Here is a 25,617-nt window from a genome sequence, read left to right as displayed (position 1 = left end):
GTATCAGTGGCGAAGCCGCTGCAGCTCGTCTTCAGACAGACCGGTCATTTCCATAATCGCCTGGTCATCAATACCGCGACTGCGCATCGCTTCGGCAACCTGCACCAGAGCCTGGTGTTTACCTTCTTTTATGCCCTGCTGTACGCCTTTCTCCATACCTTCTGCAAGCCATGTTTCCGCCAGCGTCATCAGTAATCCTCCATGCTGCGGCACGCGCTGTGCCAGCCCGTACAAGAGTGTCCGAGTATCTTCGGCATCCCCTGCCTGAGCCATATAGTTTACCAATACGGTGATTTGTTGTCCGCTCATCTGCTCCAGCATTAAGAGGTGGGTCAACTTATCCAGCAATTGCGCCATATCGCGCTGGCGGATGTGCTTTTGCACCAGCGTCAGGGCTGCCATGCTGCGGTGCTGCATGATGTCGTCGTCGGGGATCACCGTGATATCGACCAGCGGAAACGACCCGCTATACAGCTGGCTGGCGGTCTCAGGATCGGCAAAATTATCCAGCCAGCGCATCGACCAGGGATAGGGGCTGCGTCGTCCCTGATAGAAGAGAATAGGGATAACCAGAGGCAGCGTTTTATGGCCGCTCTCCAGGTGCCGCTGCATGGCGGCGATGGCATAGCGCATTAAGCGAAAGGCCATCAGCTTATCGGGTGCGCTCTGGTGCTCGATCAGAACATGGACATAGCCCGAACCGCGGGTGGTTTCCAGCGAATAAAGGATATCGCTGTAGTAAGGCCTGAGATCGTCTTCGAGAAAGCTGCCGGATTCCAGACGCAGGGTGTCCAGTTTGCAGATCTGTGTTAACGACGGAGGCAGGTGGAGCTCGATAAAATCGCGCGCCGTCTCTACCCGTGAGAGAAAAGTTTTAAATATCGCATCATGAGGGGTCGCCGTTTCCGCCATTGCCGTTCATCCGTGAATCACGTATCTGGCGGCATCCTGGCACGGCGGGTTCAGCGCCGACAGCGGGCAAAAAAATTAATTACCCACTTTGCGCGCCGGCTCGCGCAGAGAGAAAGCGTCGTTCACCTGGCGAGCCTCTCTTTGCGAGCGAGATTCCATGATTCAGGCATGGCGGGCGGAGGCGAGCAGCGCCCCGACCAGCATAAACAGTGAACCAAAGACTTTGTTCAACGCCTTCATCTGCTTTGGCCCTTTGATCCATGCGGAAATGCGCTGCGCCAGGGTCGCATAGCCAATCATCACAATGATATCGACGACGATGGTGGTGACGCCCAGAACGATATATTGCATCACCTGCGGCTGGTGCGGCAGGATAAACTGCGGAAACAGGGCGGCCAGAAAAACAATGCTTTTGGGATTGGTGAGATTTACGAACACCGCGCGCTGGAACAGTTTGCCGCGCGTCTGCGCCTTCGCCAGCGTATTCAGGTCGATCGCCCCTGCCGCCCGCCATTGCTGGATACCCAGCCAGATCAGGTAGGCGGCGCCGGCCCATTTTAGCACCTCAAAGGCCAGCACCGAGCGGGAGAAGAGAGTGCCGAGACCAACGCCAACCAGCACGATATGAATGGCCAGCCCGGTCTGCAAACCGGCAATCGACGCCGCCGCGCCGCGGTATCCGTGGTTAATGGAGGTGGTCATGGTATTAATCGCTCCGGAACCCGGCGACAGGCTGAGAATAATTGATGTCAGCAGGTAGGCGAACCACCACTCAATGGTCATGAGAAACTCCCTGATTGTCTGTTTTTATGCCACAATACGCTATTGTGTCAGCATTGTGTGATACACGGTAAAAAAACGATTTTCAGCGGTTAACAGGGGTGTAAACCCGATGTTTGGGCAGAAAAAGGACTGGGAAACACGAGAAAACGCGTTTGCGGCCTTTAGCATGGGGCCGCTGACGGATTTCTGGCGACAGCGCGAAGAAGCTGAATTTAAAGGCGTCGACGATGTACCGGTACGCTTTGTCCGCTTTTGCGCGCAACATAACGATCGTCTGGTGTTGATTTGCCCCGGGCGCATTGAAAGCTACGTGAAGTATGCTGAAGTGGCCTACGATCTCTTTCACTGCGGCTTTGACGTGATGATCATTGACCATCGCGGGCAGGGACGCTCGGGCCGCCTGCTCTCAGATACCCACCGCGGACACGTGGTTAACTTCAGCGACTATGTTGATGACCTGGCCGCGCTCTGGCAGCAGCAGGTGGTTCCTGGACACTGGCGAAAACGGTTTATCCTTGCTCATTCTATGGGCGGAGCGATTGCCACGCTTTTTCTGCAACGTTACCGGGCGCATTGCGATGCAATAGCGCTCTGCGCGCCGATGTTCGGGATTATCATTCGGCTGCCGGACTGGATGGTGCGCCATATTCTCGACTGGGCTGAGGGCCATCAGCGCATTCGCGAAGAGTATGCCATCGGCACCGGGCGCTGGCGGGCGCTGCCTTTTGCCGTTAACGTGCTGACGCACAGTCGGCAACGCTATCGTCGCAACCTGCGCTTCTATGCCGATGAGCCGCGGCTGCAGGTCGGCGGTCCGACCTGGCACTGGGTGCGTGAGGGCATGCTGGCCGGCGACGAAGTGCTGGCGAATGTGGAAAAAGATACCGCCCCGACGCTGCTTTTACAGGCGGAAGAGGAGCGGGTGGTCGATAATCTGATGCACGACCGCTATTGCGAATTACGGGCCGCTGCCGGCCATCCCTGTGAGGGCGGTAAGCCGCTCGTCATTGAAGGGGCATATCATGAGATCCTTTTTGAAAAGGACGCTATGCGCTCAGTCGCGCTCAATGCCATCGTCGAGTTTTTCAATCGACATACTTAATCCGACGATAACGCTCGTCGCCCTGCTTAGAGGTTAACTTTTTTATGTACCAGGTTGTTGCGTCTGATTTAGACGGCACGCTGCTTTCCCCCGATCATTTCCTGACCCCGTATGCCAAAGAGACGCTGAAGCTGCTTACCGCCCGTGGGATCAATTTCGTCTTCGCCACCGGCCGTCACTACATCGACGTCGGGCAAATCCGCGATAATCTCGGCATCCGGTCGTACATGATCACCTCTAACGGCGCCCGCGTTCACGATAGCGATGGTCAGCAAATCTTTGCCCATAACCTCGATCGCGATATTGCCGCCGACCTGTTTGAGATCGTGCGTAACGACCCGAAAATCGTCACTAACGTTTATCGGGAAGACGAGTGGTATATGAACCGCCATCGTCCGGAAGAGATGCGCTTCTTCAAGGAGGCGGTGTTTAACTACAAGCTGTATGAGCCGGGCGAACTGGATCCGCAGGGGATCAGCAAAGTATTCTTTACCTGCGAGGATCATGAGCATCTGCTGCCGCTGGAGCAGGCGATGAACGCCCGCTGGGGCGATCGGGTGAACGTCAGCTTCTCCACCTTAACCTGCCTGGAAGTCATGGCGGGTGGGGTATCGAAGGGGCATGCGCTGGAGGCGGTGGCGAAGATGCTCGGCTACACTCTTTCCGATTGCATCGCCTTCGGCGACGGTATGAACGACGCTGAGATGCTGTCGATGGCTGGCAAAGGCTGCATCATGGCCAACGCCCACCAGCGGCTGAAGGATCTGCATCCGGAACTGGAAGTGATCGGCAGTAACGCCGACGATGCTGTCCCGCACTACCTGCGTAAGCTATACCTCGACTGAAAAAGATTGACGACTGGCGAATAAGCGTCCAGTCGTCAACCTGACTCTTCGCTACAATGCCTGTTCTTTATCCAACGAGACGACCATTGTGGCGCTGTTAATTATCACCACTATCCTGTGGGCCTTTTCTTTTAGCCTGATTGGCGAATACCTGGCCGGTAGCGTCGACAGCTATTTTTCGGTGCTGATGCGCGTGGGCCTGGCGGCGCTGGTGTTCCTGCCTTTCCTGCGCACGCGCGGCCAGTCGCCGCGCACGATCGTGCTCTATATGCTGGTGGGCGCGATGCAGCTAGGCATCATGTACCTGCTGGCTTTCCGCGCCTATCTCTATCTGACGGTCTCGGAATTTCTGCTGTTTACCGTGTTTACTCCCCTGTATATCACGCTGATCTACGACCTGCTCAGCGGACGTAAGCTGCGCTGGGGCTATCTGCTGAGTGCCGCGCTGGCGGTGCTGGGGGCGGCGATTATCCGCTATGACAAAGTCAGCGATCATTTCTGGACCGGGCTGTTACTGGTACAGCTGTCAAACCTCTGCTTCGCCATCGGTATGGTGGGGTATAAGCGTCTGATGGAGGTGCGTCCGATGCCGCAGCACAATGCCTTTGCCTGGTTCTATGTCGGGGCCTTTATCGTGGCGGTGGCGGCGTGGTTAATGCTCGGCAACGCCCAGAAGCTGCCGACCACCACGCTGCAGTGGAGCGTGCTGGTGTGGCTCGGCGTGGTGGCTTCCGGGCTGGGTTACTTTATGTGGAACTATGGCGCCACCCAAGTGGATGCCGGCACGCTGGGGATCATGAATAACGTCCATGTCCCCGCCGGGCTGCTGGTTAACCTTGCCATCTGGCAGGAGCAGCCGCACTGGCCGAGCTTTATTAGCGGAGCGTTGGTGATCCTGGCCTCGCTGTGGGTCCATCGCCGCTGGGTCGCTCCGCACTCCGGACAAACGGCAGATGATCGCAGGCGTGGTTCCGCGCAGAGCGAATAAACGCTTCGGTGACCGGTTGACGCTGTTCGCCATCGCGAACGGCCGCGTACAACCGGCTCCATAATCCCTCACCCAGGGTTTTGGTGACCACCAGGCCCTGGCGTTCAAAGCTTTCCACCACCCAGTGCGGCAGCGCGGCGATGCCCATCCGGGCAGCCACCATCTGGATCAACAACAGCGTGTTATCGACGCTTTTCAGGTGCGGGCTGATGCCGGCCGGCTGCAGGAAGTGGCGCCAGATATCGAGGCGCCCGCGCTGCACGGGATAAATCAACAGCGTTTCCGCGGCCAGATCCTCCGGGGTAACCAGCGTCTTCATAGCTAACGGATGCTCGGGCGCCAGCACCAGACGCACCTCAAAATCAAACATCGGCGAGTAGTGCAGGCCGCTGCGCGGCAGAATATCGGAGGTCATCACCAGATCCAGTTCACCCTGCTGCAGCGCAGGCTGTGGGTCGAAGGTGACGCCGGAATGGAAGTCGACCTCCACATGTGGCCAGCGGGCGCGGAAATTCTCCAGCGCCGGCGTCAGCCACTGAATACAGCTGTGACATTCGATAGCCAGCCTCAGCCGGGTCTGCTGTGGTTCGTTACAGTCCTGCAGGGCGCGAGCGATCTGCGGCAGCACCTGGTTGGCCAGCTGTAAGAGGATTTCCCCCTGAGGAGTAAAACGCAGCGGCTGGCTCTTACGCACAAAGAGACGAAAGCCAAGGCGCTGTTCCAGATCGCTGAACTGGTGAGACAAGGCGGACTGGGTCTGGTGCAGGGCCGCTGCCGCACCCGCCAGTGAACCGCTGTTCCGCAACGCTTGCAGCGTTTTCAGATGTTTAATTTCGATCATGAAAGTCCTTCACTTCGCCATGAGCAATTTGCGCTTGAGGAATATACAGTAACTGTCAATTATGGATGTGTAAACATCTGGACGTCTAAAACTCGTCATATTTCGACTTGCAGATGCGTTGGCTGCCTTGCTTACCCCAGTCACTTCCTTCAGTAAGCTCCTGGGGATGCGCATCGTTGCCGCCTTCCTGCAAGCCGAACTATTGAGACTTTTTCTTCAGATTCAATGAAATAAGAGAGGAACAAAAATGACAATTATTAACCACACCCTCGGTTTTCCTCGCGTTGGCCTGCGCCGCGAGCTGAAAAAAGCGCAAGAGAGCTACTGGGCGGGCAACGCCACTCGCGAGGAACTGCTGGCGGTAGGCCGTGAGCTGCGCGCCCGTCACTGGGAGCAGCAGAAACAGGCGGGCGTTGATCTGCTGCCGGTGGGGGATTTCGCCTGGTACGACCATGTTCTGACTACCAGCCTGCTGCTTGGCAACGTGCCGGCTCGTCATCAGAACAAAGACGGATCCATCGACATCGATACCCTGTTCCGCATTGGCCGCGGCCGCGCGCCGACTGGCGAACCGGCCGCCGCTGCGGAAATGACCAAATGGTTTAACACCAACTATCACTATATGGTGCCGGAGTTCGTGAAGGGCCAGCAGTTCAAACTGAGCTGGACCCAACTGCTGGATGAAGTAGACGAAGCGCTGGCGCTGGGCCACAAGATCAAGCCCGTGCTGCTGGGGCCGGTAACCTATCTGTGGCTGGGTAAAGTGAAAGGTGAACCGTTTGACCGCCTGACCCTGCTGAATGCCATCCTGCCGGTTTACCAGCAGGTGCTGGCCGAACTGGCGAAGCGCGGCATCGATTGGGTGCAGATTGATGAACCGGCGCTGGTGCTGGAGCTGCCGCCAGCGTGGCTGGAGGCCTTTCAACCGGCTTATGACGCCCTGCAGGGCCAGGTGAAGCTGCTGCTGACTACCTATTTTGAAGGCGTTAGCGACAATCTCGCGACCATTGCTGCGCTACCGGTCCAGGGGCTGCACGTCGATCTGGTGCACGGCAAAGATGATGTTGCCGAACTGCACAACCGCCTGCCGGCCGACTGGCTGCTGTCCGCGGGCTTGATCAATGGGCGTAACGTCTGGCGCGCCGATCTCACCGAAAAGTATGCGCAAATTAAAGACCTCGTCGGTAAGCGCGAGCTATGGGTCGCGTCATCCTGCTCTCTGCTGCATAGCCCGATCGATCTGAGCGTGGAGACGCGCCTTGATGCGGAAGTGAAGAGCTGGTTTGCCTTCGCGCTGCAGAAATGCGGTGAGCTGGCGCTGCTGCGCGATGCGCTGAACAGCGGCGATACGGCGGCGATTACCGAGTGGAGCGCGCCAATCCAGGCCCGTCGCCATTCGACCCGCGTGCACAACGCGGAGGTGGAAAAACGGCTGGCGGCGATCACTGCTCAGGACAGCCAGCGCGCCAGCCCCTATGAGGTTCGCGCGCAGGCACAGCGCCAGCGCTTTAACCTGCCGAAATGGCCGACTACCACCATCGGGTCATTCCCGCAAACGACCGAGATCCGCGGCCTGCGCCTGGACTTCAAAAAGGGTAACCTTGACGCCAGTCATTATCGGACGGGGATTGCGGAACATATTAAGCAGGCGATCGTCGAGCAGGAGCGGTTAGGTTTAGACGTACTGGTGCACGGGGAGGCCGAGCGGAACGACATGGTGGAATACTTCGGCGAACATCTGGACGGTTTTATCTTCACGCAAAACGGCTGGGTGCAGAGCTATGGTTCCCGCTGCGTGAAGCCGCCGGTGGTGATCGGCGACGTCAGCCGTCCGCAGGCGATCACCGTCGACTGGGCGAAGTACGCGCAGTCGCTGACCGACAAGCCGGTGAAAGGGATGCTCACTGGACCGGTGACCATTCTGTGCTGGTCCTTCCCGCGGGAGGATGTCAGCCGTGAAACCATCGCGAAACAGATTGCGCTGGCCCTGCGTGATGAAGTGGCGGATCTGGAGGCGGCGGGGATCGGCATCATCCAGATTGATGAGCCGGCGCTGCGCGAAGGGTTACCGCTGAAGCGCAGCGACTGGGATGCCTATCTGCAGTGGGGTGTGGAAGCCTTCCGCCTTAATGCTGCGGTCGCCAAAGACGACACGCAGATCCATACCCATATGTGCTATTGCGAGTTCAATGACATCATGGACTCCATTGCCGCGCTGGACGCTGACGTGATCACCATTGAAACCTCGCGGTCCGATATGGAGCTGCTGGAGTCGTTCGAAGCGTTCGAGTACCCCAATGAGATCGGGCCGGGAGTATATGATATTCACTCGCCAAACGTGCCGAGCGTGGAGTGGATCGAAGCGCTGCTGAAGAAAGCCGCGCAGCGTATCCCGGTGGAGCGACTGTGGGTTAACCCGGACTGCGGCCTGAAAACTCGCGGCTGGCCGGAAACCCGCGCCGCGCTGGCGAATATGGTGCAAGCGGCGCGAAATCTGCGCCAGTCCGCCTAATCGTTACGCGAAAAATCAAAAAGGAGGCATTTGCCTCCTTTTTTCATGCTTAGGGCGATTACCCTTTTTTACCGCCATACTGAGCAAACCAGGCGAGCATCCGCTGCCAGCCGTCTTTGGCTGACTCTTCATGATAGCTGGCGCGATAGTCGGCGTTAAAGGCATGATCGGCTTCGGGATACACCACGATTTCCGCCGTGGCGTTGGCTGCCCGCAGCGCCTGACGCATAGTCTCGACGGTGTCCTGCGGAATGCTGGCGTCTTTAGCGCCGTACAGACCAAGCACCGGGGCGTTGAGATCGACGGCGATATCTACCGGGTGCTTCGGCGAATTCAGTGATTTTTCTCCCACCAGCTTACCGTACCAGGCCACTGCCGCTTTAAGCTGCGGGTTATGCGCGGCATACAGCCAGGTAATGCGTCCGCCCCAGCAGAAGCCGGTGATCAGCAGACGATGGGCATCGCCGCCGTGGCGCGCCGCCCAGCTGGCGACGTGGTCGAGATCCGCCAGCACCTGCGCGTCCGGCACCTTGCTGACCAGCTCTTTGAACAGGGTCGGGATATCGTGGTACTCATTCGGATCGCCCTGACGGAAGTACAATTCAGGCGCGATAGCCAGATAGCCTTCCTGTGCCAGGCGGCGACAAAGATCGCGAATATGTTCATGCACGCCGAAAATTTCCTGTACCACGATAACGATCGGCAGCGGACCGTCGGCATTTTTCGGGCGGGCGTGGTAGGCCGGCATGTTTTCACCCTGAGAGGGAATCGACGTCTCTCCGGCGATAATATGCTCTTCCGGCGTATGAACGGCGGTTGCGGCGTGTGGTGAAGCTGCAGGTGCGAATCCAGGTTGCTTGGTGGTGGTCATGGTATTCTCCGTACCCTTATTTATTAGCGCATCAGTAACTATAGACCCTTTACCTTTAGTTCGGGCGGTAATAAAGCACAGTGCCTGAAAGCGGCTATCTTTTGTTCTGTGATGATGAATATAACTTGTTAATGTGATGTGTATCACTATTTACTGAAAAACAACTGCAATCATTATTGGTCTTGGTGACTATCATCACAAAATGTTGCCAGGGGCTTCTGTACAGTACCGTTTTGCTTCTGCTGATAATTCGACCCACAGAGGAGTTTTTTATGTCCAAGTCTGATGTTTTTCATCTCGGCCTCACCAAGAACGATTTACAAGGGGCTACGCTGGCTATCGTCCCTGGCGATCCGGAGCGTGTGGAAAAGATCGCCGCGCTGATGGATAAGCCGGTTAAACTGGCATCTCACCGCGAATTTACCTCCTGGCGCGCGGAGCTGGACGGCAAACCAGTGATCGTCTGCTCTACCGGCATCGGCGGCCCGTCGACTTCCATCGCCGTGGAAGAGCTGGCGCAGCTGGGGGTGCGTACCTTCCTGCGTATCGGCACCACCGGCGCGATTCAACCGCACATTAACGTTGGCGATGTGCTGGTGACTACCGCCTCCGTTCGTCTGGACGGCGCCAGCCTGCACTTCGCGCCGATGGAGTTCCCGGCCGTCGCAGACTTCGCCTGTACCACCGCGCTGGTGGAAGCGGCGAAATCAATCGGCGCCACCACGCATATCGGCGTGACTGCCTCCTCGGATACCTTCTACCCGGGCCAGGAGCGTTACGACACCTTCTCCGGCCGCGTGGTGAGCCGCTTCAAGGGCTCAATGGAAGAGTGGCAGGCAATGGGCGTGATGAACTATGAAATGGAATCCGCCACGCTGCTGACCATGTGCGCCAGCCAGGGCCTGCGCGCCGGGATGGTAGCCGGGGTTATCGTGAACCGTACCCAGCAAGAGATCCCTAACGCCGAAACCATGAAGCAAACCGAAAGCCACGCGGTGAAAATCGTCGTGGAAGCGGCGCGTCGTCTGCTGTAATTCAACTCTTTCCCTGTCAGGCCGGATCCTCCGGCCTTTCTTTTTTGCGTCGCCTCTCGCAGGAAATTCCTTTTAAACTGGACGTTTGTACAGCACAATTCTATTTTGTGTCATCAGGTTATCGCAGGGGGCGTCGTGGATCTCTCCATTATTATCAGCGCGGTTATCGCACTGGCAGCCGGGTTAATGGTTGGCTGGCTGGCGACCAAAGCGCGCGCCGATCAAATTCGGGCCGATCTCATCGAGGAACGGCGAGAGTTGGATATTGAGCTGAGCGCCGCCCGCCAGCAACTGGCGCAGGAGGCCCACTGGCGTGAGGAGTGTGAGCTGCTGAACAACGAGCTGCGCAGCCTGCGGGATATCAATACCTCGCTCGAGGCCGATCTCCGTGAGGTCACCACCCGGCTCGAATCCACTCAGCTGCATGCGGAAGATAAGATCCGCCAGATGATGAACAGCGAGCAGCGCCTTAGCGAGCAGTTTGAAAACCTCGCCAACCGTATTTTCGAACACAGCAACCGGCGGGTCGATGAGCAAAACCGCCAGAGCCTGCATGGCCTGCTGACGCCGCTACGCGAACAGCTGGACGGGTTCCGCCGCCAGGTGCAGGAGAGCTTTGGCCAGGAGGCGCGTGAAAGACATACCCTGGCGCATGAGATCCGCAATCTGCAGCAGTTGAACGCGCAGATGGCACAGGAGGCGCTGAACCTGACCAAAGCGCTGAAGGGGGATAACAAAACTCAGGGCAACTGGGGGGAAGTGGTCTTAACCCGCGTGCTGGAGGCCTCCGGCCTGCGCGAAGGCTATGAGTACCAGACTCAGGTCAGTATTGAGACCGACAACCGCTCGCGGATGCAGCCGGACGTTATCGTGCGCCTGCCGCAGGGTAAGGACGTGGTGATCGACGCCAAAATGACCCTGGTCGCCTATGAGCGCTATTTCAACGCCGAAGACGACTACACCCGCGAAGTCGCGCTGCAGGAACACCTTGCCTCGGTGCGAAACCATATTCGCCTGCTGGGACGCAAGGATTATCAACAGCTGCCTGGCCTGCGCTCGCTCGACTATGTGCTGATGTTTATTCCCGTTGAGCCGGCGTTCCTGCTGGCCATCGATCGCCAGCCTGAGCTCATCAGCGAGGCGCTGCAAAATAATATTATGCTGGTTAGCCCGACGACGCTGCTGGTAGCCCTGCGCACTATCGCCAATCTGTGGCGCTATGAGCACCAGAGTCGTAACGCGCAAAAGATTGCCGAGCGGGCGGGGCGCCTTTACGACAAAATGCGCCTGTTTGTGGATGATATGTCCGCCATCGGCCAGAGCCTGGATAAGGCGCAAGAGAGCTATCGCCAGGCGATGAAAAAGCTCGCTTCCGGGCGTGGTAATCTGCTGGCCCAGGCGGAGGCCTTTCGCGGCCTGGGCGTGGAGGTCAAGCGCGGGATTAATCCTGATTTAGTCGAACAAGCTACGGCTCAGGACGAGCAATATCGTCTCGAAGATGAGGATAACCTGCCGGAAAATGACGCATTTTCACCCGACTCTGCCGAGACGGTGCGTAGCCGGGAGGCGGCTCCGCCATGCTGAAACGTATGGGAAATGCGCTGAGTCTGATACACTCAGTGAACATTTTCTTGAAAAGCAAGCAGGCATAGAGATGGTTGAGGATTCACAAGAAACGACGCACTTTGGCTTTCAGACGGTCGCTAAAGAGCAGAAAGCAGATATGGTGGCGCATGTATTCCATTCTGTCGCCGCAAAATATGATGTGATGAACGACCTGATGTCGTTTGGGATCCATCGTTTGTGGAAGCGTTTCACCATCGACTGCAGCGGCGTACGACGCGGGCAGACCGTGCTGGATTTGGCTGGTGGTACCGGTGATTTGACGGCCAAGTTCTCCCGCCTGGTAGGGGAAACCGGCCGCGTCATGCTTGCTGATATCAATGATTCTATGCTCAAAATGGGCCGCGAAAAGCTGCGCAATATCGGCATCGTAGGCAACGTTGAGTATGTTCAGGCCAACGCGGAAGCCCTGCCTTTTGCTGATAATACCTTTGACTGCATCACCATCTCTTTCGGTCTGCGTAACGTGACCGACAAAGAGAAAGCGCTGCGTTCGATGTACCGCGTGCTGAAGCCGGGCGGACGTCTGCTGGTGCTGGAGTTTTCTAAACCCATTATCGAACCGCTGAGCAAAGCCTACGACGCTTACTCCTTCCATATCCTGCCGAAGGTGGGCGAGCTGGTGGCAAAAGATGGCGACAGCTATCGCTACCTGGCGGAATCTATTCGTATGCATCCGGACCAGGAAACCCTGAAAGGGATGATGCAGGATGCGGGCTTCGAAAACGTGGATTACTACAACCTGACGGCGGGTATCGTTGCTTTGCATCGCGGTTACAAGTTCTGACAGGAGGGACGCTATGCCTTTCACACCCCTGGTTACCGCTGGCATTGAAACGGCGCTGAATACTTTCCTCTGGCGCGACAAAGCGCTTAAACCCGCTCGCCAGCGCCTGCTGGGCAAGGTATTGCGGGTCCAGCTGCAGGATTTCGCCACGCCCGTGGTGCTGGTATTCAGCGAACGCCAGGTTGACGTCCTGAGCGCCTGGGAAGGAGAGGCCGATTGCACCGTGATTACCCGGCTCAGCGTGCTGCCAAAACTGCGCAATCGTCAGCAGCTCACGGCGCTTATTCGCAGCGGTGATCTGGAAGTGCAGGGCGATCTGCAGGTGGTGCAGAATATGGTCTCCCTGTGCGACCTGGCAGAGTTTGATCCCGCTGAACTGCTGGCGCCCTATACCGGCGATATTGTGGCCGAAGGCGTCGGTAAAGTCCTGCGCGGCGGCGCTCAGTTTCTGCTGAAGGGCGCAGAGCGCCAGCAGCGCTATGTCGCGGAAGCGATCACTGAAGAGTGGCGCCTGGCGCCGGGGCCGCTGGAGCTGGCCTGGTTTGCTGAAGAGACAACGGCTATTGAGCGCGCGCTGGCCGCACTGGAAAAACGGCTGGAAACGCTGGAGGGCAAATGACGCCAGGAGAATTACGGCGACTGTATTTCATCATCCACACCTTTTTGAGCTACGGGCTCGATGAGCTCATCCCCAAAATGCGGATCACGCTGCCGCTGCGTATCTGGCGGCGGATGCTGTTCTGGATGCCAAACCGCCATCAGGATCAGCCTCTTGGCGCCCGCCTTCGGCTGGCGCTCCAGGAGTTGGGGCCGGTGTGGATAAAATTCGGCCAGATGCTTTCCACCCGCCGGGATCTCTTTCCGCCGCATATTGCCGATCAGCTGGCGCTGTTGCAGGACCGCGTGGCGCCCTTTGAAGGGAAGCTCGCGCAGCAGCAGATAGAGAAAGCGATGGGGGGGCTGCCGGTCGAGACCTGGTTTGATGATTTCTCCGTTGAGCCGTTAGCCTCGGCGTCCATCGCCCAGGTGCATACCGCGCGTCTGAAGGAGAATGGCAAAGAGGTGGTGATCAAGGTTATCCGCCCGGATATTTTGCCGATCATTAAAGCGGACATGAAGCTCATCTACCGCCTGGCGCGCTGGGTACCGCGTCTGCTGCCTGACGGTCGCCGTCTGCGCCCGCAGGAGGTAGTTCGTGAATATGAAAAAACGCTGCTGGATGAGCTGAACCTGCTGCGGGAATCCGCCAACGCTATTCAGCTGCGGCGTAATTTCGAAGACAGCCCGATGCTGTACGTGCCGGAGGTGTACCCCGACTACTGCAGCGAAAGCATGATGGTAATGGAGCGCATTTACGGTATCCCGGTGTCCGATGTGGAGGCGCTGGAGGCCCAGGGCACCAATATGCAGCTGCTGGCGGAGCGGGGCGTGCAGGTCTTCTTCACCCAGGTGTTCCGCGACAGCTTCTTCCATGCCGATATGCATCCTGGCAACATATTCGTCAGCTACGAGCATCCGGAAGATCCGCAGTATATCGGCATCGACTGCGGTATTGTCGGCTCACTGAACAAAGAAGATAAGCGCTATCTGGCGGAAAACTTTATCGCCTTTTTCAACCGCGATTATCGTAAAGTTGCCGAGCTGCACGTCGATTCCGGTTGGGTTCCGCCCGATACCAACGTTGAAGAGTTTGAGTTCGCGATCCGCACGGTCTGCGAGCCGATCTTTGAGAAGCCGCTGGCGGAGATCTCCTTCGGCCACGTGCTGCTTAATCTGTTCAATACCGCGCGGCGTTTCAATATGGAAGTCCAGCCGCAGCTCGTTTTACTACAGAAGACATTACTTTACGTAGAAGGGGTAGGCCGGCAGCTCTATCCTCAGTTAGACTTGTGGAAAACGGCGAAGCCTTTCCTCGAGTCGTGGATCAAAGATCAGGTCGGCATTCCGGCGCTGGTGCGCGCGTTTAAAGACAAAGCGCCGTTCTGGATCGAAAGAATGCCGGAAATACCTGAGCTGGTGTATCAGAGCCTGCAGCAGAGCAAACAGCTGCAGACCAGCGTCGATACTATTGTGCGGGATATGCATGTGCGTCATGTGCGCCAGGGCCAATCCCGTTACCTGTTTGGTATAGGCGCGGTTTTATTGCTCAGTGGTACGCTGCTCTTTATCCATCGCCCTGAGTGGGGAATGATGCCCGGTTGGCTGATGGCCGGCGGTGTGGTGACCTGGCTTATTGGCTGGCGGAAAACCCACTGATCGGTTCGCCTCTTCATGACGCAGGCTTATTTGCGCAAAATCATGTCGGCGGCCTGACGAAGAGGCGGCTCGCAGGATGGCGTGTATAATGCGTCCACACAATTCATCATCTGTCATAGGGGAACGTGTATGGGTGGTATCAGTATTTGGCAGTTATTAATTGTTGTCGTCATCGTAGTTCTGCTTTTTGGGACGAAGAAGCTGAGCTCGCTGGGGTCTGACTTAGGGGCATCTATCAAAGGCTTTAAAAAAGCCATGAGTGATGATGATAAACCCGAAAAGTCGGCGCCAGACGCAGATTTCACGGCGAAAACCATCGCCGATAAACAGGATGATGCAAAAAAAGACGAGACAAAACGCCACGACAAAGAGCAGGTGTAACTCGTGTTCGATATTGGTTTTAGTGAACTACTGCTGGTGTTTGTGATTGGCCTCATTGTTCTGGGGCCACAGCGGCTTCCCGTAGCGGTTAAAACGGTAGTTGGCTGGATCCGTACGTTACGCTCGCTGGCGACCACGGTACAAAATGAGCTGGCCCAGGAGCTAAAACTGCAGGAGTTCCAGGAGAGCCTGAAGAAGGTGGAAAAGGCTAGCCTGAATAACCTGACGCCGGAGCTGAAAGCCTCGATGGATGAACTGCGCGAGGCCGCGGAGTCGATGAAGCGCTCCTATAGCGCCCAGGATCCCGAAAAAGCCAGCGACGAAGCCAATACCATCCTTAATCCGGTGGTCAAAGGCAGCGAAGCGCAGCGCCAGGACGTCACGCCGGCGACGGCAGAACATCAGGCCAGCGCTCCGGCTCATGCGCCAGATCCCGTTGCCGACGAGCAATCTGCTTCACCGGCTGACCTTCAGGCAGAGAAAACGTCCGCTACGGCGGCAGTTCCCCATTCTTCCCCCGCATCGAGTGATAAACCGTAAACATGGGCGTAGACGATACACAACCGCTAATTTCGCATCTGATTGAGCTGCGCAAGCGTCTGCTCAACAGCATCATTGCTATTCTGGTGATCTTCCTGGCGCTGGTCTATTTCGCCAATGATATCTACCAGCTGGTCTCGGCCCCGCTTATCAGTAAGATGCCTGTGGGCGCGACGATGATCGCCACCGATGTCGCTTCACCTTTCTTTACGCCGATAAAGTTGACCTTCATGGTGTCGGTGATCCTGTCGGTGCCGATTATTCTTTACCAGGTATGGGCCTTCGTCGCGCCGGCGTTGTATAAGCACGAACGCCGGCTGGTGGTGCCTTTACTGGTATCCAGTACCCTGCTGTTCTATATCGGCATGGCTTTCGCCTATTTTGTCGTGTTTCCGCTGGCGTTCGGCTTCCTGACCCATGCGGCGCCGGAAGGGGTGCTGGTCTCGACCGATATTCGCAGCTATCTCGACTTCGTGATGGCGCTGTTTATGGCATTCGGGGTCTCCTTTGAGGTGCCGGTCGCCATTGTGTTGCTCTGCTGGATGGGCGTTACCACGCCGGAAGACTTGCGTAAAAAAAGGCCGTATGTGCTGGTGGGTGCCTTCGTGGTGGGCATGCTGCTGACGCCGCCGGACGTATTCTCGCAGACGCTGCTGGCCATTCCGATGTACTGTCTGTTTGAAGTCGGGGTGTTCTTCGCCCGCTTCTACACCGGGAAGCGCCTGACGCGCGATGACGACGCCGCGGCCGAAGCTGAAGCCGCAGAGCACAGAGAAGAGTAATACCGCCAACCGCCCGTCAGGGCGGTTGGCATATGGGAGCGATCATGTTTGATATCGGCGTTAATCTGACCAGTTCGCAGTTTTCCCGCGATCATGATGAGGTAGTGGCGCGCGCCCTGGCGGCGGGGGTTAACGGCATGCTGCTGACCGGCACAAATTTGGCGGAGAGCCAGCAGGCGCAGAAACTGGCGAGCCGCTATTCCGGCTGCTGGTCCACGGCGGGGGTTCATCCCCATGACGGTAGCAGCTGGACGCCAGCGGTCGCCGAGGCGATTTATACCCTCGCCGGCGAGCCGCAGGTGGTGGCGATAGGCGAGTGCGGTCTGGATTTTAACCGGAATTTTTCCACGCCGCACGAGCAGGAGGTAGCGTTCAGCGCCCAGTTGGCGCTGGCCGCTGAGCTGTCGATGCCGGTGTTTTTGCACTGCCGCGACGCCCACGATCGGTTTCTGACGCTGCTTAAACCCTGGCTTGAGAAGATCCCGGGCGCGGTGCTGCACTGCTTTACCGGCAGCCGCAGCGAGGTGCAGGAATGCCTGGATCTGGGCCTGTTTATCGGTATTACCGGTTGGGTTTGCGATGAGCGGCGGGGACTGGAGCTGCGCGAGCTGCTGCCGGCGATCCCGGCGGAACGTCTGCTGCTGGAGACCGATGCGCCTTATCTGCTGCCGCGCGACCTCAAGCCGAAACCGGCCTCGCGGCGTAACGAGCCCGCGTATTTGCCGCATATCCTGGGCTGCGTCGCGGCCTGGCGCGGCGAGGAGGCGCAATGGCTGGAGGCGCAAACGGACGCAAACGTCAGGGCGCTGTTTGGCGTTGACATTAACGGCGTTTAGATTTTCTGGAAGTCGGTATTTTTAACGCTCTGCAGGACTTGCTTATTCAGCAGGTTTAACAGCAACATAGAGCGCGCTTCGCCGTCGGGCTCGGTGAAGATCGCCTCCAGGCCTTCAAACGCGCCGTCGGTGATTAGCACGCTATCGCCCTCATGCGGCGTTTCCGGGTCGGTAATCCCTTCCGGTTTGTAGATAGAAAGCTGATGGATGACCGCCGAGGGGACGATAGCGGGTAGGGCGCCAAAGCGCACGAAGTTGTTAACCCCGCGAGTGGCGCTGATGGTGGTGGTATGAATCACCTCTGGATCGAACTCAATAAACAGGTAGTTCGGGAACAACGGTTCGCTGACCATGGTGCGTTTACCGCGAATGATTTTTTCCAGCGCAATCGTCGGCATCAGGCAGTTAACTGACTGACGTTCCAGATGTTCCTGGGCTCGTTGTAGCTGCCCACGTTTGCAATACAGTAAGTACCAGGCTTGCATAATGACTCATTCCACTTCTAATAACGGCAAGCATAACAAATGGCTGGTGTAATCGCGAAAGCCATTATAATTGAAATCCAAATTTCAGCGTTCTTTCACGCTAATTTAACAAAATTACAGCATCGCGCCGTCGAACACCGTATAATTAGCCGCCTGTAGAGAGGTCAATAACACTTCCATGAAATATCACGATCTTCGCGACTTTCTGACACTCCTGGAACAACAGGGCGAACTAAAACGTATCACTCTGCCGGTCGATCCTCACCTGGAAATCACCGAAATTGCCGACCGGACTCTGCGCGCCGGCGGCCCGGCGCTGCTGTTTGAGAATCCGAAAGGCTATACCATGCCGGTGCTGTGCAATCTGTTCGGCACGCCGCGTCGCGTGGCGTTGGGGATGGGGCAGGAGGATGTCAGTTCGCTGCGCGAGGTGGGTAAACTGTTGGCCTTTCTGAAAGAACCTGAGCCGCCAAAAGGCTTCCGCGACCTGTTTGATAAGCTGCCGCAGTTCAAGCAAGTGCTGAATATGCCGACCAAACGCCTGCGCGGCGCCCCCTGTCAGCAAAAAATCATCCAGGGCGATGATGTCGATCTGAATAAAATCCCGATTATGACCTGCTGGCCGGAAGATGCCGCGCCGCTGATCACCTGGGGGTTGACGGTAACCCGCGGGCCGCACAAAGAGCGGCAGAACCTGGGGATTTATCGCCAGCAGCTGATCGGCAAAAACAAACTGATTATGCGCTGGCTGTCTCATCGCGGCGGCGCGCTGGATTTCCAGGAGTGGTGCGCGGCGCGTCCGGGCGAACGCTTCCCGGTTTCCGTGGCGCTTGGCGCCGATCCGGCAACCATTCTTGGCGCGGTGACGCCGGTGCCCGATACCCTGTCGGAATATGCCTTCGCAGGCCTGCTGCGCGGCACCAAGACCGAAGTGGTTAAGTGCGTTTCCAATGACCTTGAAGTGCCGGCCAGCGCGGAAATTGTGCTAGAAGGCTACATTGAGGCCGGTGAAATGGCGCCGGAAGGCCCGTATGGCGACCACACCGGTTACTACAATGAAGTAGACCAGTTCCCGGTGTTTACGGTAACCCATATTACCCAGCGTGAAGACGCGATTTATCATTCTACCTATACCGGCCGACCGCCCGATGAGCCAGCGGTACTGGGCGTGGCGCTGAATGAAGTCTTCGTCCCGATCCTGCAAAAGCAGTTCCCGGAAATCGTTGATTTCTATCTGCCGCCGGAAGGGTGCTCCTATCGCCTGGCGGTGGTGACCATGAAAAAACAGTACGCGGGACATGCCAAGCGCGTAATGATGGGCGTCTGGTCGTTCCTGCGCCAGTTTATGTACACCAAGTTCGTGATTGTCTGCGATGACGACGTCAATGCACGCGACTGGAACGATGTGATTTGGGCGATCACTACCCGTATGGACCCGGCTCGTGATACGGTACTGGTAGAGAATACGCCAATTGATTATCTGGATTTTGCCTCGCCGGTTTCCGGCCTGGGTTCAAAAATGGGGCTGGATGCCACCAATAAATGGCCTGGCGAAACCCAGCGTGAATGGGGTCGCCCAATCAAAAAAGATCCTGCCGTTACGGCGCGTATTGACGCCATCTGGGATGAACTGGCCATCTTTAAACAACAGTAAGCGGGGCTAACGCCGCTGTTTTGCTCTATTGACCCGACAGAGGGGACGCATGACAACCTTAAGCTGTAAAGTGACCTCGGTGGAGGCGATTACCGATACCGTATATCGTGTTCGATTAGTGCCGGAAGCGGCATTTTCCTTCCGTGCCGGCCAGTATCTGATGGTGGTAATGGATGAGCGCGACAAGCGCCCGTTCTCCATGGCTTCCACGCCGGCGGAACAGGAATTTATCGAGCTGCATATCGGCGCCTCGGAGCTCAATCTGTACGCGATGGCGGTCATGGATCGCATTCTGAAAGAGCGTGAAATTGAGGTTGATATTCCGCATGGCGAAGCGTGGCTGCGCGATGACGAAGATCGCCCGCTGATTCTGATCGCCGGCGGTACCGGATTCTCTTATGTGCGTTCTATTCTGTTAAGCGCGCTGGCGCGTAACCCTGATCGCGATATCGCCATTTATTGGGGCGGCCGCGAGGCTAAGCATCTGTACGATCTGGCCGAGCTGGAAGCGTTAAGCATCAAGCATCCGAATCTGCGCATCGAGCCGGTGGTTGAACAGCCGGAAGAAGGGTGGCGTGGTCGCTCCGGTACGGTACTCACCGCCGTGCTGCAGGATTACGGTACGCTGGCCGAGCATGACATCTACATTGCCGGTCGTTTTGAGATGGCCAAGATCGCTCGCGACCTGTTCTGTAATGAGCGCGGCGCGCGTGAAGATCGCCTGTTTGGCGATGCGTTTGCGTTTATCTGAAAATAAAAAACCCGCCCCTGACAGGCGGGAAGAACGGCAACTAAACCTGCTCTCTTCGCCATAGCCGCCAGGTTCTGGTGGCAATGGCGTTGAGATACCCTTTCGCTTAAACCCGCTCAAACACGGTAGCGATCCCTTGTCCCAGGCCGATACACATGGTGGCGAGGCCGAACTGAGCGTCTTTGCGCTCCATCTGGTTGATCAGCGTGGTGCTAATACGCGCCCCGGAACAGCCCAGCGGATGACCGAGCGCGATCGCCCCGCCGTTGAGGTTGATCTTCTCATCGATCTGCTCCATTAAGCCCAGATCTTTAATACACGGTAGGATCTGCGCGGCAAATGCTTCATTCATTTCAAAAACGTCGATATCGCTGGTGGATAAGCCCGCTTTTTTCAGCGCCAGCTTTGAGGCCGGAACCGGGCCATAACCCATAATGGACGGGTCGCAGCCGACCACCGCCATTGAACGGACGCGAGCGCGCGGCTTCAGCCCCAGCTCGCGAGCGCGGCTTTCGCTCATCAGCAGCATCGCCGCTGCGCCATCGGAAAGGGCGGAAGAGGTACCCGCCGTTACCGTACCGGTCACCGGGTCAAACGCCGGTTTAAGCGTGGACAGCGTCTCGACGGTGGTTTCCGGGCGGATCACCTCGTCATAGTTAAAGGACTTGAGTACGCCATCGGCATCGTGGCCGCCGGTGGGGATAATCTCCGCTTTGAATGCGCCGGACTGGGTTGCGGCCCAGGCACGAGCGTGAGAGCGCGCGGCGAACTGATCCTGCATCTCGCGGCTAATACCGTGCAGACGCGCCAGCATCTCCGCAGTCAGCCCCATCATCCCTGCCGCCTTTGCCACGTTGCGGCTGAGGCCCGGATGGAAATCGACGCCATGGCTCATTGGCACATGGCCCATGTGCTCGACGCCGCCAATCAGGCAGACGCTGGCATCGCCGGTCATGATCATACGGGTCGCATCGTGCAGCGCCTGCATGGAAGAACCGCACAGACGGTTGACCGTATTTGCTGGTACCGAATGCGGGATCTCCGCCAGCAGCGCCGCGTTTCGGGCGATGTTAAAACCCTGCTCGAGGGTTTGCTGCACGCAACCCCAGTAGATATCGTCTATCGCGCTTGCCTCAAGCGACGGATTGCGCGACAGCAGGCTACGCATCAGGTGCGCGGAGAGGTCTTCCGCGCGCACGTGGCGAAATGCGCCGCCCTTCGAACGGCCCATCGGGGTGCGAATTGCATCGACAATGACAACCTGTTCCATTGTGACTCCTTAAGCCGTTTTCAGAGCGCCAACCGGACGGGCTGGCTCTACCTGGGGATAATACGCTTCGTTATGGCGCGCTTTGTCACGAAGACCGGCTGGCACTTCATACAGCGGGCCAAGGTGCTGGTATTGCTGTGCCATATCGAGATACTTCGCGCTGCCGATGGTGTCCAGCCAGCGGAATGCGCCGCCGTGGAACGGAGGGAAGCCCAGGCCGTATACCAGCGCCATATCCGCTTCCGCCGGGCTGGCGATAATGCCTTCTTCCAGGCAGCGGACGACTTCGTTAACCATCGGGATCATCATGCGGGCGATAATCTCTTCATCGCTGAAATCGCGCTTCGACTGGCTGACGTCGGCCAGCAGGCTGTCGACGGCAGCATCTTCTTCTTTCTTCGGCTTACCTTTGCTGTCGTCTTTATAGCGCCAGAAGCCGAGGCCGTTCTTCTGGCCGAAACGGTTGGCGTCAAACAGGGCGTCGATGGCGTCGCGATAATCTTTCTGCATCCGCTGCGGGAAGCCCGCCGCCATGACCGCCTGAGCATGGTGCGCGGTATCGATGCCGACCACGTCCAGTAGATAAGCCGGGCCCATCGGCCAGCCAAACTGTTTCTCCATCACTTTGTCGACTTTGCGGAAGTCCGCTCCGTCGCGCAGCAGCTGGCTGAAGCCGGCGAAGTAGGGGAACAGTACCCGGTTGACGAAGAAGCCGGGACAATCATTCACCACAATCGGCGTTTTGCCCATTTTGCTGGCCCAGGCCACCACTTTGGCAATGGTATTATCCGAGGTTTTTTCGCCGCGGATCACTTCAACCAGCGGCATGCGATGCACCGGGTTAAAGAAGTGCATACCGCAGAAGTTTTCCGGGCGCTGCAGAACGCTGGCCAGCTCGCTGATGGGGATCGTTGAGGTGTTGGACGCCAGCACGGTATCCGGGCGCACTTTTGCCTCGGTTTCCGCTAGTACGGCTTTCTTCACTTTCGGGTTTTCCACCACCGCTTCAACGACGACGTCCACGCGGTCAAAACCGCTGTATTCCAGGGTTGGCTGAATGGTGCTAATCACTCCGGCCAGCTTCAGACCGTCGATTTTGCCGCGTTCCAGCTGTTTATTCAGCAGTTTCGCCGCTTCGGTCATGCCCAGGGTCAGCGATTTGTCGCTGATGTCTTTCATCACCACCGGCACGCCCTTCCAGGCCGACTGGTAAGCGATACCGCCGCCCATAATGCCAGCGCCCAGGACGGCAGCATGCTTCGGCGTCTCGACATCTTTGGTCAGCTTTTTCGCTTTCGCTTTGACGTACTGGTCGTTCAGGAAGATACCAACCAGCGCGCGGGCCTCATTGGTATGGGCCAGCGGGACAAAGCTTTTATTTTCCAGCACCAGGGCTTCTTCACGACCAAGACGCGCGGCGGCTTCAATGGTTTTGACCGCGGTGATCGGCGCCGGGTAATGCTTCCCGGCGGTTTGCGCGACCATGCCTTTGGCAATCGTGAAGCTCATGGCGGCTTCAATTTTGCTGAGCTTCAGCGGCTCCAGCTTCGGCTGACGTTTCGCTTTCCAGTCCAGGTCGCCATTCATGGCCTGACGTAGGATCGCCAGCGCGCCGTCGCGTAGTTTTTCCGCAGCGACCACGCCATCCACCAGGCCGATTTTCAGTGCTTGATCGGCGCCGACGTCTTTCCCGGCGGCAATAATTTCCAGCGCGCTATCGGCGCCGAGCAGGCGCGGCAGACGCACGGAACCGCCGAAGCCGGGCATAATGCCGAGCTTGGTTTCCGGCAGCCCAATGCGCAGATCCGGCGTCGCCAGGCGGTAATCGGTCGCCAGCACACATTCGCAACCGCCGCCCAGCGCATAGCCATTGACGGCAGAGATTGTGGGGACGGGGAGATCTTCCAGACGATTGAAGACGCTGTTAGCAAAATGCAGCCACTGGCTTAACTGCTCCTCAGGGACCAGGAACAGCGAGAGGAATTCGGTGATATCCGCGCCGACGATAAATGCCGCTTTTTCAGAGCGCAGCAGCAGGCCTTTGAGATCGCTTTGTTTTTCCAGTACGTCCAGCGCATGACCAAGGCTGGCTACGGTTGCGGTATCAAGCTTGTTGACCGAACCTGGGGCATCGAACACCAGTTCGGCGATGCCATCTTCCAGCCAGTCGAGGTACAGGGTGTCGCCTTTGTAGAGCATGTCAGTCTCCTGAATCCAGCAATATGATCTGGTCATACCAGATGAAACGGAGTGTGGAATTTATGTTAAAGAATTGCAAATTACTCTTTAAATAATTGCTGGTCGGATCACATCCGGCGGAAATCACCCGCACGCAGGTCGATGTGCTAAGATGCGGTGTATCACGATCCCATAAAAGCAAAGGATAAAAGATGGAATCCCTGGCCGCGCTCTATAAAAATCATATTGTTACCCTACAAGAACGTACCCGCGACGTCCTGGCCCGTTTTCAAATGGATGCTCTGCTGATTCACTCCGGCGAGCTGGTTAACGTCTTCCTTGATGACCATCCGTACCCGTTCAAGGTCAATCCGCAGTTCAAAGCCTGGGTGCCTGTGACTCAGGTGCCTAACTGCTGGCTGCTGGTGGACGGTGTGAATAAACCGAAGCTGTGGTTCTATCTGCCGGTAGATTACTGGCATAACGTTGAGCCGTTGCCGACCTTTTTCTGGACCGAAGAGATAGACGTGATCGCGCTACCGAAGGCCGATGGCATCGGCAGCCAGCTGCCTGCTGCTCGCGGTAATATTGGCTATATCGGTCCGGTGCCTGAGCGCGCGCTGGGCCTGGGTATCGCCGCGGATAAGATCAACCCGAAAGGGGTTATCGACTACCTGCATTACTACCGGGCTTACAAAACCGATTACGAGCTGGCCTGCATGCGTGAAGCGCAGAAGTCGGCGGTGAATGGTCATCGTGCGGCCTACGAAGCTTTCCAGTCGGGGATGAGCGAATTCGATATCAACCAGGCCTATCTCACCGCCACCGGCCATCGTGATACCGACGTGCCTTACAGCAATATTGTCGCGCTGAATGAGCATGCCTCCGTCCTGCACTACACCAAACTGGACCATCGTGCCCCGGCGGAGATGCGCAGTTTCCTGCTCGACGCCGGTGCGGAATATAACGGCTATGCCGCAGATCTGACGCGCACCTGGGCGGCGCACGGCGATAACGACTTTGCCCATCTGATCAAAGACGTTAACGATGAGCAGCAGGCGCTGATTAGTACCATGAAGGCCGGTACCAGTTACATTGATTACCATATCCAGTTCCATCAGCGTATCGCGAAGCTGTTGCGTAAACACCAGTTGGTTACCGACATGAGCGAAGAGGCGATGGTGGAGAATGACCTGACCGGGCCGTTTATGCCGCACGGGATTGGCCATCCGCTGGGTCTGCAGGTGCACGATGTCGCTGGCTTTATGCAGGATGACACCGGTACGCATCTGGCGGCGCCGTCGAAATACCCGTATCTGCGCTGCACCCGTATTATCGAGCCGCGGATGGTGTTAACTATTGAACCCGGCATCTACTTCATTGAGTCGTTACTGGCGCCGTGGCGTGAAGGCCCGTTTAGCAAGCACTTTAACTGGCAAAAAATTGACGCCATGAAGCCGTTCGGTGGGATCCGTATCGAAGATAACGTGGTGATTCACGAAAACAGTATCGAAAATATGACGCGCGATCTGAAGCTGGCCTGATGGAGAGCTGGTTAATCCCGGCGGCGCCGGTTACCGTCGTTGAGGAGATTAAAAAAAGCCGTTTTATCACGCTGTTGGCGCATACCGACGGCGTGGCGGCGGCAAAAGCTTTTGTCGAGTCCGTCAGAGCGGATCACCCTGATGCCCGCCACCACTGCGTGGCGTGGGTCGCGGGGCCACCTGATGATTCGCAACAGCTGGGGTTTTCAGACGATGGCGAACCGGCGGGAACGGCGGGTAAACCGATGCTGGCGCAGCTGATGGGAAGCGGCGTCGGCGAGATAACCGCTGTCGTCGTGCGTTACTACGGTGGTATCCTGCTGGGCACCGGCGGTCTGGTTAAGGCCTATGGCGGCGGGGTGCATCAGGCGCTGGCGCAGCTGACGACGCTGCGCAAGACGCCGTTAACGGCATATACTTTGCAGTGTGAGTATGGGCAACTGGCCGGCGTCGAAGCGCTGCTCGCCCAATTCTCCGGAAACGTCGTTGAAAGCGAATATCTGGCGTCAGTTCGGCTGCGCGTGGCGCTTCCCCAGGCCGAAGTGGCGGCTTTTTCAGCAAGACTGGCTGATTTTAGTCGTGGTTCATTGCAATTACTGAAGATTAACGAATAATCCCCTCTGTTTTTTGCCTATCAAAGGA

Annotated in this window: 24 protein-coding genes; 17 read left to right on the top strand and 7 right to left on the bottom strand. The window is 57.4% G+C overall.

The features are described from left to right. Positions 1-3: 3 nt before the first annotated feature. Entirely contained in the window at positions 4-912 is a 909-nt protein-coding gene (locus LPQ25_RS24935; protein WP_012737133.1) for an Rpn family recombination-promoting nuclease/putative transposase, read from the bottom strand. Between the two features lie 162 nt (positions 913-1,074). Continuing rightward, positions 1,075-1,695: a homoserine/homoserine lactone efflux protein gene (rhtB, locus tag LPQ25_RS24930; RefSeq protein ID WP_004181651.1), complete on the bottom strand. Its 621-nt coding sequence runs from the start codon at positions 1,693-1,695 to the stop codon at positions 1,075-1,077. Positions 1,696-1,804: 109 nt separating this feature from the next. Here rhtB and pldB point away from each other — a divergent pair, with 109 nt between their 5' ends. The 3 genes from pldB to LPQ25_RS24915 all read left to right on the top strand — a co-directional run bounded on the left by pldB (position 1,805) and on the right by LPQ25_RS24915 (position 4,630). Then, complete coding sequence (pldB, locus tag LPQ25_RS24925) at positions 1,805-2,797, top strand: lysophospholipase L2 (RefSeq protein WP_002883412.1); 993 nt, start codon at positions 1,805-1,807, stop codon at positions 2,795-2,797. A gap of 44 nt (positions 2,798-2,841) precedes the next feature. Beyond that, on the top strand, positions 2,842-3,642 hold the full coding sequence (gene yigL, locus LPQ25_RS24920) for a sugar/pyridoxal phosphate phosphatase YigL (protein ID WP_004146466.1): 801 nt from the start codon (positions 2,842-2,844) through the stop codon (positions 3,640-3,642). A gap of 88 nt (positions 3,643-3,730) precedes the next feature. After that, the gene (locus tag LPQ25_RS24915; RefSeq protein WP_012737134.1) at positions 3,731-4,630 is read left to right on the top strand and encodes a carboxylate/amino acid/amine transporter; all 900 of its coding nucleotides are present in this window, start codon (positions 3,731-3,733) and stop codon (positions 4,628-4,630) included. Here LPQ25_RS24915 and metR read toward each other — a convergent pair. Further along, positions 4,518-5,471, bottom strand: a complete 954-nt coding sequence (gene metR / locus LPQ25_RS24910; protein ID WP_012737135.1) for an HTH-type transcriptional regulator MetR — start codon at positions 5,469-5,471, stop codon at positions 4,518-4,520. The genes LPQ25_RS24915 and metR overlap by 113 nt on opposite strands. A gap of 247 nt (positions 5,472-5,718) precedes the next feature. On the opposite strand from metR, the gene metE reads away from it, so the two are divergent. Beyond that, a complete protein-coding gene (gene metE / locus LPQ25_RS24905) occupies positions 5,719-7,983 on the top strand; it encodes a 5-methyltetrahydropteroyltriglutamate--homocysteine S-methyltransferase (RefSeq protein ID WP_002883416.1) in 2,265 nt (754 codons plus the stop codon). Positions 7,984-8,041: 58 nt separating this feature from the next. Here metE and LPQ25_RS24900 read toward each other — a convergent pair whose 3' ends face one another. Continuing rightward, positions 8,042-8,854 (bottom strand): dienelactone hydrolase family protein, encoded by an 813-nt coding sequence (locus tag LPQ25_RS24900; RefSeq protein WP_002883417.1) that lies wholly within the window; start codon positions 8,852-8,854, stop codon positions 8,042-8,044. Positions 8,855-9,126: 272 nt separating this feature from the next. On the opposite strand from LPQ25_RS24900, the gene udp reads away from it, so the two are divergent. The 9 genes from udp (at position 9,127) to tatD (ending at position 17,093) form a co-directional block, all read left to right on the top strand. Next, positions 9,127-9,888 (top strand): uridine phosphorylase, encoded by a 762-nt coding sequence (gene udp, locus LPQ25_RS24895; RefSeq protein ID WP_002883419.1) that lies wholly within the window; start codon positions 9,127-9,129, stop codon positions 9,886-9,888. A 135-nt stretch (positions 9,889-10,023) separates the two neighbouring features. Beyond that, positions 10,024-11,472: a DNA recombination protein RmuC gene (rmuC, locus tag LPQ25_RS24890; RefSeq protein ID WP_004895061.1), complete on the top strand. Its 1,449-nt coding sequence runs from the start codon at positions 10,024-10,026 to the stop codon at positions 11,470-11,472. Positions 11,473-11,542: 70 nt separating this feature from the next. Further along, positions 11,543-12,298, top strand: a complete 756-nt coding sequence (gene ubiE, locus LPQ25_RS24885; RefSeq protein WP_002883421.1) for a bifunctional demethylmenaquinone methyltransferase/2-methoxy-6-polyprenyl-1,4-benzoquinol methylase UbiE — start codon at positions 11,543-11,545, stop codon at positions 12,296-12,298. A 13-nt stretch (positions 12,299-12,311) separates the two neighbouring features. Beyond that, the gene (ubiJ, locus tag LPQ25_RS24880; RefSeq protein ID WP_004895056.1) at positions 12,312-12,917 is read left to right on the top strand and encodes a ubiquinone biosynthesis protein UbiJ; all 606 of its coding nucleotides are present in this window, start codon (positions 12,312-12,314) and stop codon (positions 12,915-12,917) included. Then, positions 12,914-14,554: a ubiquinone biosynthesis regulatory protein kinase UbiB gene (gene ubiB, locus LPQ25_RS24875; protein WP_004177924.1), complete on the top strand. Its 1,641-nt coding sequence runs from the start codon at positions 12,914-12,916 to the stop codon at positions 14,552-14,554. The genes ubiJ and ubiB overlap by 4 nt, the downstream gene beginning before the upstream one ends. Before the next feature lie 129 nt (positions 14,555-14,683). Beyond that, positions 14,684-14,935, top strand: coding sequence for a Sec-independent protein translocase subunit TatA (gene tatA / locus LPQ25_RS24870; RefSeq protein ID WP_002883425.1), 252 nt, complete (start codon positions 14,684-14,686; stop codon positions 14,933-14,935). A gap of 3 nt (positions 14,936-14,938) precedes the next feature. Continuing rightward, on the top strand, positions 14,939-15,475 hold the full coding sequence (gene tatB / locus LPQ25_RS24865) for a Sec-independent protein translocase protein TatB (RefSeq protein WP_012737137.1): 537 nt from the start codon (positions 14,939-14,941) through the stop codon (positions 15,473-15,475). Between the two features lie 2 nt (positions 15,476-15,477). Further along, positions 15,478-16,257: a Sec-independent protein translocase subunit TatC gene (tatC, locus tag LPQ25_RS24860; RefSeq protein WP_002883427.1), complete on the top strand. Its 780-nt coding sequence runs from the start codon at positions 15,478-15,480 to the stop codon at positions 16,255-16,257. Positions 16,258-16,289: 32 nt separating this feature from the next. Continuing rightward, on the top strand, positions 16,290-17,093 hold the full coding sequence (gene tatD / locus LPQ25_RS24855) for a 3'-5' ssDNA/RNA exonuclease TatD (RefSeq protein ID WP_014908111.1): 804 nt from the start codon (positions 16,290-16,292) through the stop codon (positions 17,091-17,093). Here the strand turns inward: tatD and rfaH are convergent. Then, positions 17,090-17,578 (bottom strand): transcription/translation regulatory transformer protein RfaH, encoded by a 489-nt coding sequence (gene rfaH / locus LPQ25_RS24850; RefSeq protein ID WP_002883430.1) that lies wholly within the window; start codon positions 17,576-17,578, stop codon positions 17,090-17,092. The genes tatD and rfaH overlap by 4 nt on opposite strands. Positions 17,579-17,756: 178 nt before the next feature. On the opposite strand from rfaH, the gene ubiD reads away from it, so the two are divergent. Both ubiD and fre read left to right on the top strand, forming a co-directional pair. Then, complete coding sequence (ubiD, locus tag LPQ25_RS24845) at positions 17,757-19,232, top strand: 4-hydroxy-3-polyprenylbenzoate decarboxylase (protein ID WP_009309755.1); 1,476 nt, start codon at positions 17,757-17,759, stop codon at positions 19,230-19,232. Between the two features lie 49 nt (positions 19,233-19,281). Next, positions 19,282-19,983 carry an NAD(P)H-flavin reductase gene (fre, locus tag LPQ25_RS24840; RefSeq protein WP_002883448.1) on the top strand — a complete coding sequence of 234 codons (702 nt, stop codon included), beginning with the start codon at positions 19,282-19,284 and terminating at the stop codon, positions 19,981-19,983. 106 nt (positions 19,984-20,089) lie between these two features. On the opposite strand, the gene fadA is transcribed toward fre, so the two are convergent. Both fadA and fadB read right to left on the bottom strand, forming a co-directional pair. Next, entirely contained in the window at positions 20,090-21,253 is a 1,164-nt protein-coding gene (gene fadA / locus LPQ25_RS24835; RefSeq protein ID WP_012737138.1) for an acetyl-CoA C-acyltransferase FadA, read from the bottom strand. Positions 21,254-21,262: 9 nt separating this feature from the next. Next, on the bottom strand, positions 21,263-23,452 hold the full coding sequence (gene fadB, locus LPQ25_RS24830; protein ID WP_004181655.1) for a fatty acid oxidation complex subunit alpha FadB: 2,190 nt from the start codon (positions 23,450-23,452) through the stop codon (positions 21,263-21,265). Positions 23,453-23,643: 191 nt separating this feature from the next. On the opposite strand from fadB, the gene pepQ reads away from it, so the two are divergent. Beyond that, complete coding sequence (pepQ, locus tag LPQ25_RS24825) at positions 23,644-24,975, top strand: Xaa-Pro dipeptidase (protein ID WP_048336825.1); 1,332 nt, start codon at positions 23,644-23,646, stop codon at positions 24,973-24,975. Next, complete coding sequence (locus LPQ25_RS24820; protein WP_002883449.1) at positions 24,975-25,589, top strand: IMPACT family protein; 615 nt, start codon at positions 24,975-24,977, stop codon at positions 25,587-25,589. The genes pepQ and LPQ25_RS24820 overlap by 1 nt, the downstream gene beginning before the upstream one ends. Positions 25,590-25,617: the final 28 nt, after the last annotated feature.

This window comes from Klebsiella sp. KPN54798 (assembly GCF_021184225.1).
Classification (GTDB): domain Bacteria; phylum Pseudomonadota; class Gammaproteobacteria; order Enterobacterales; family Enterobacteriaceae; genus Klebsiella; species Klebsiella pneumoniae.
This window is presented reverse-complemented; position numbering and strand designations above follow the sequence as displayed.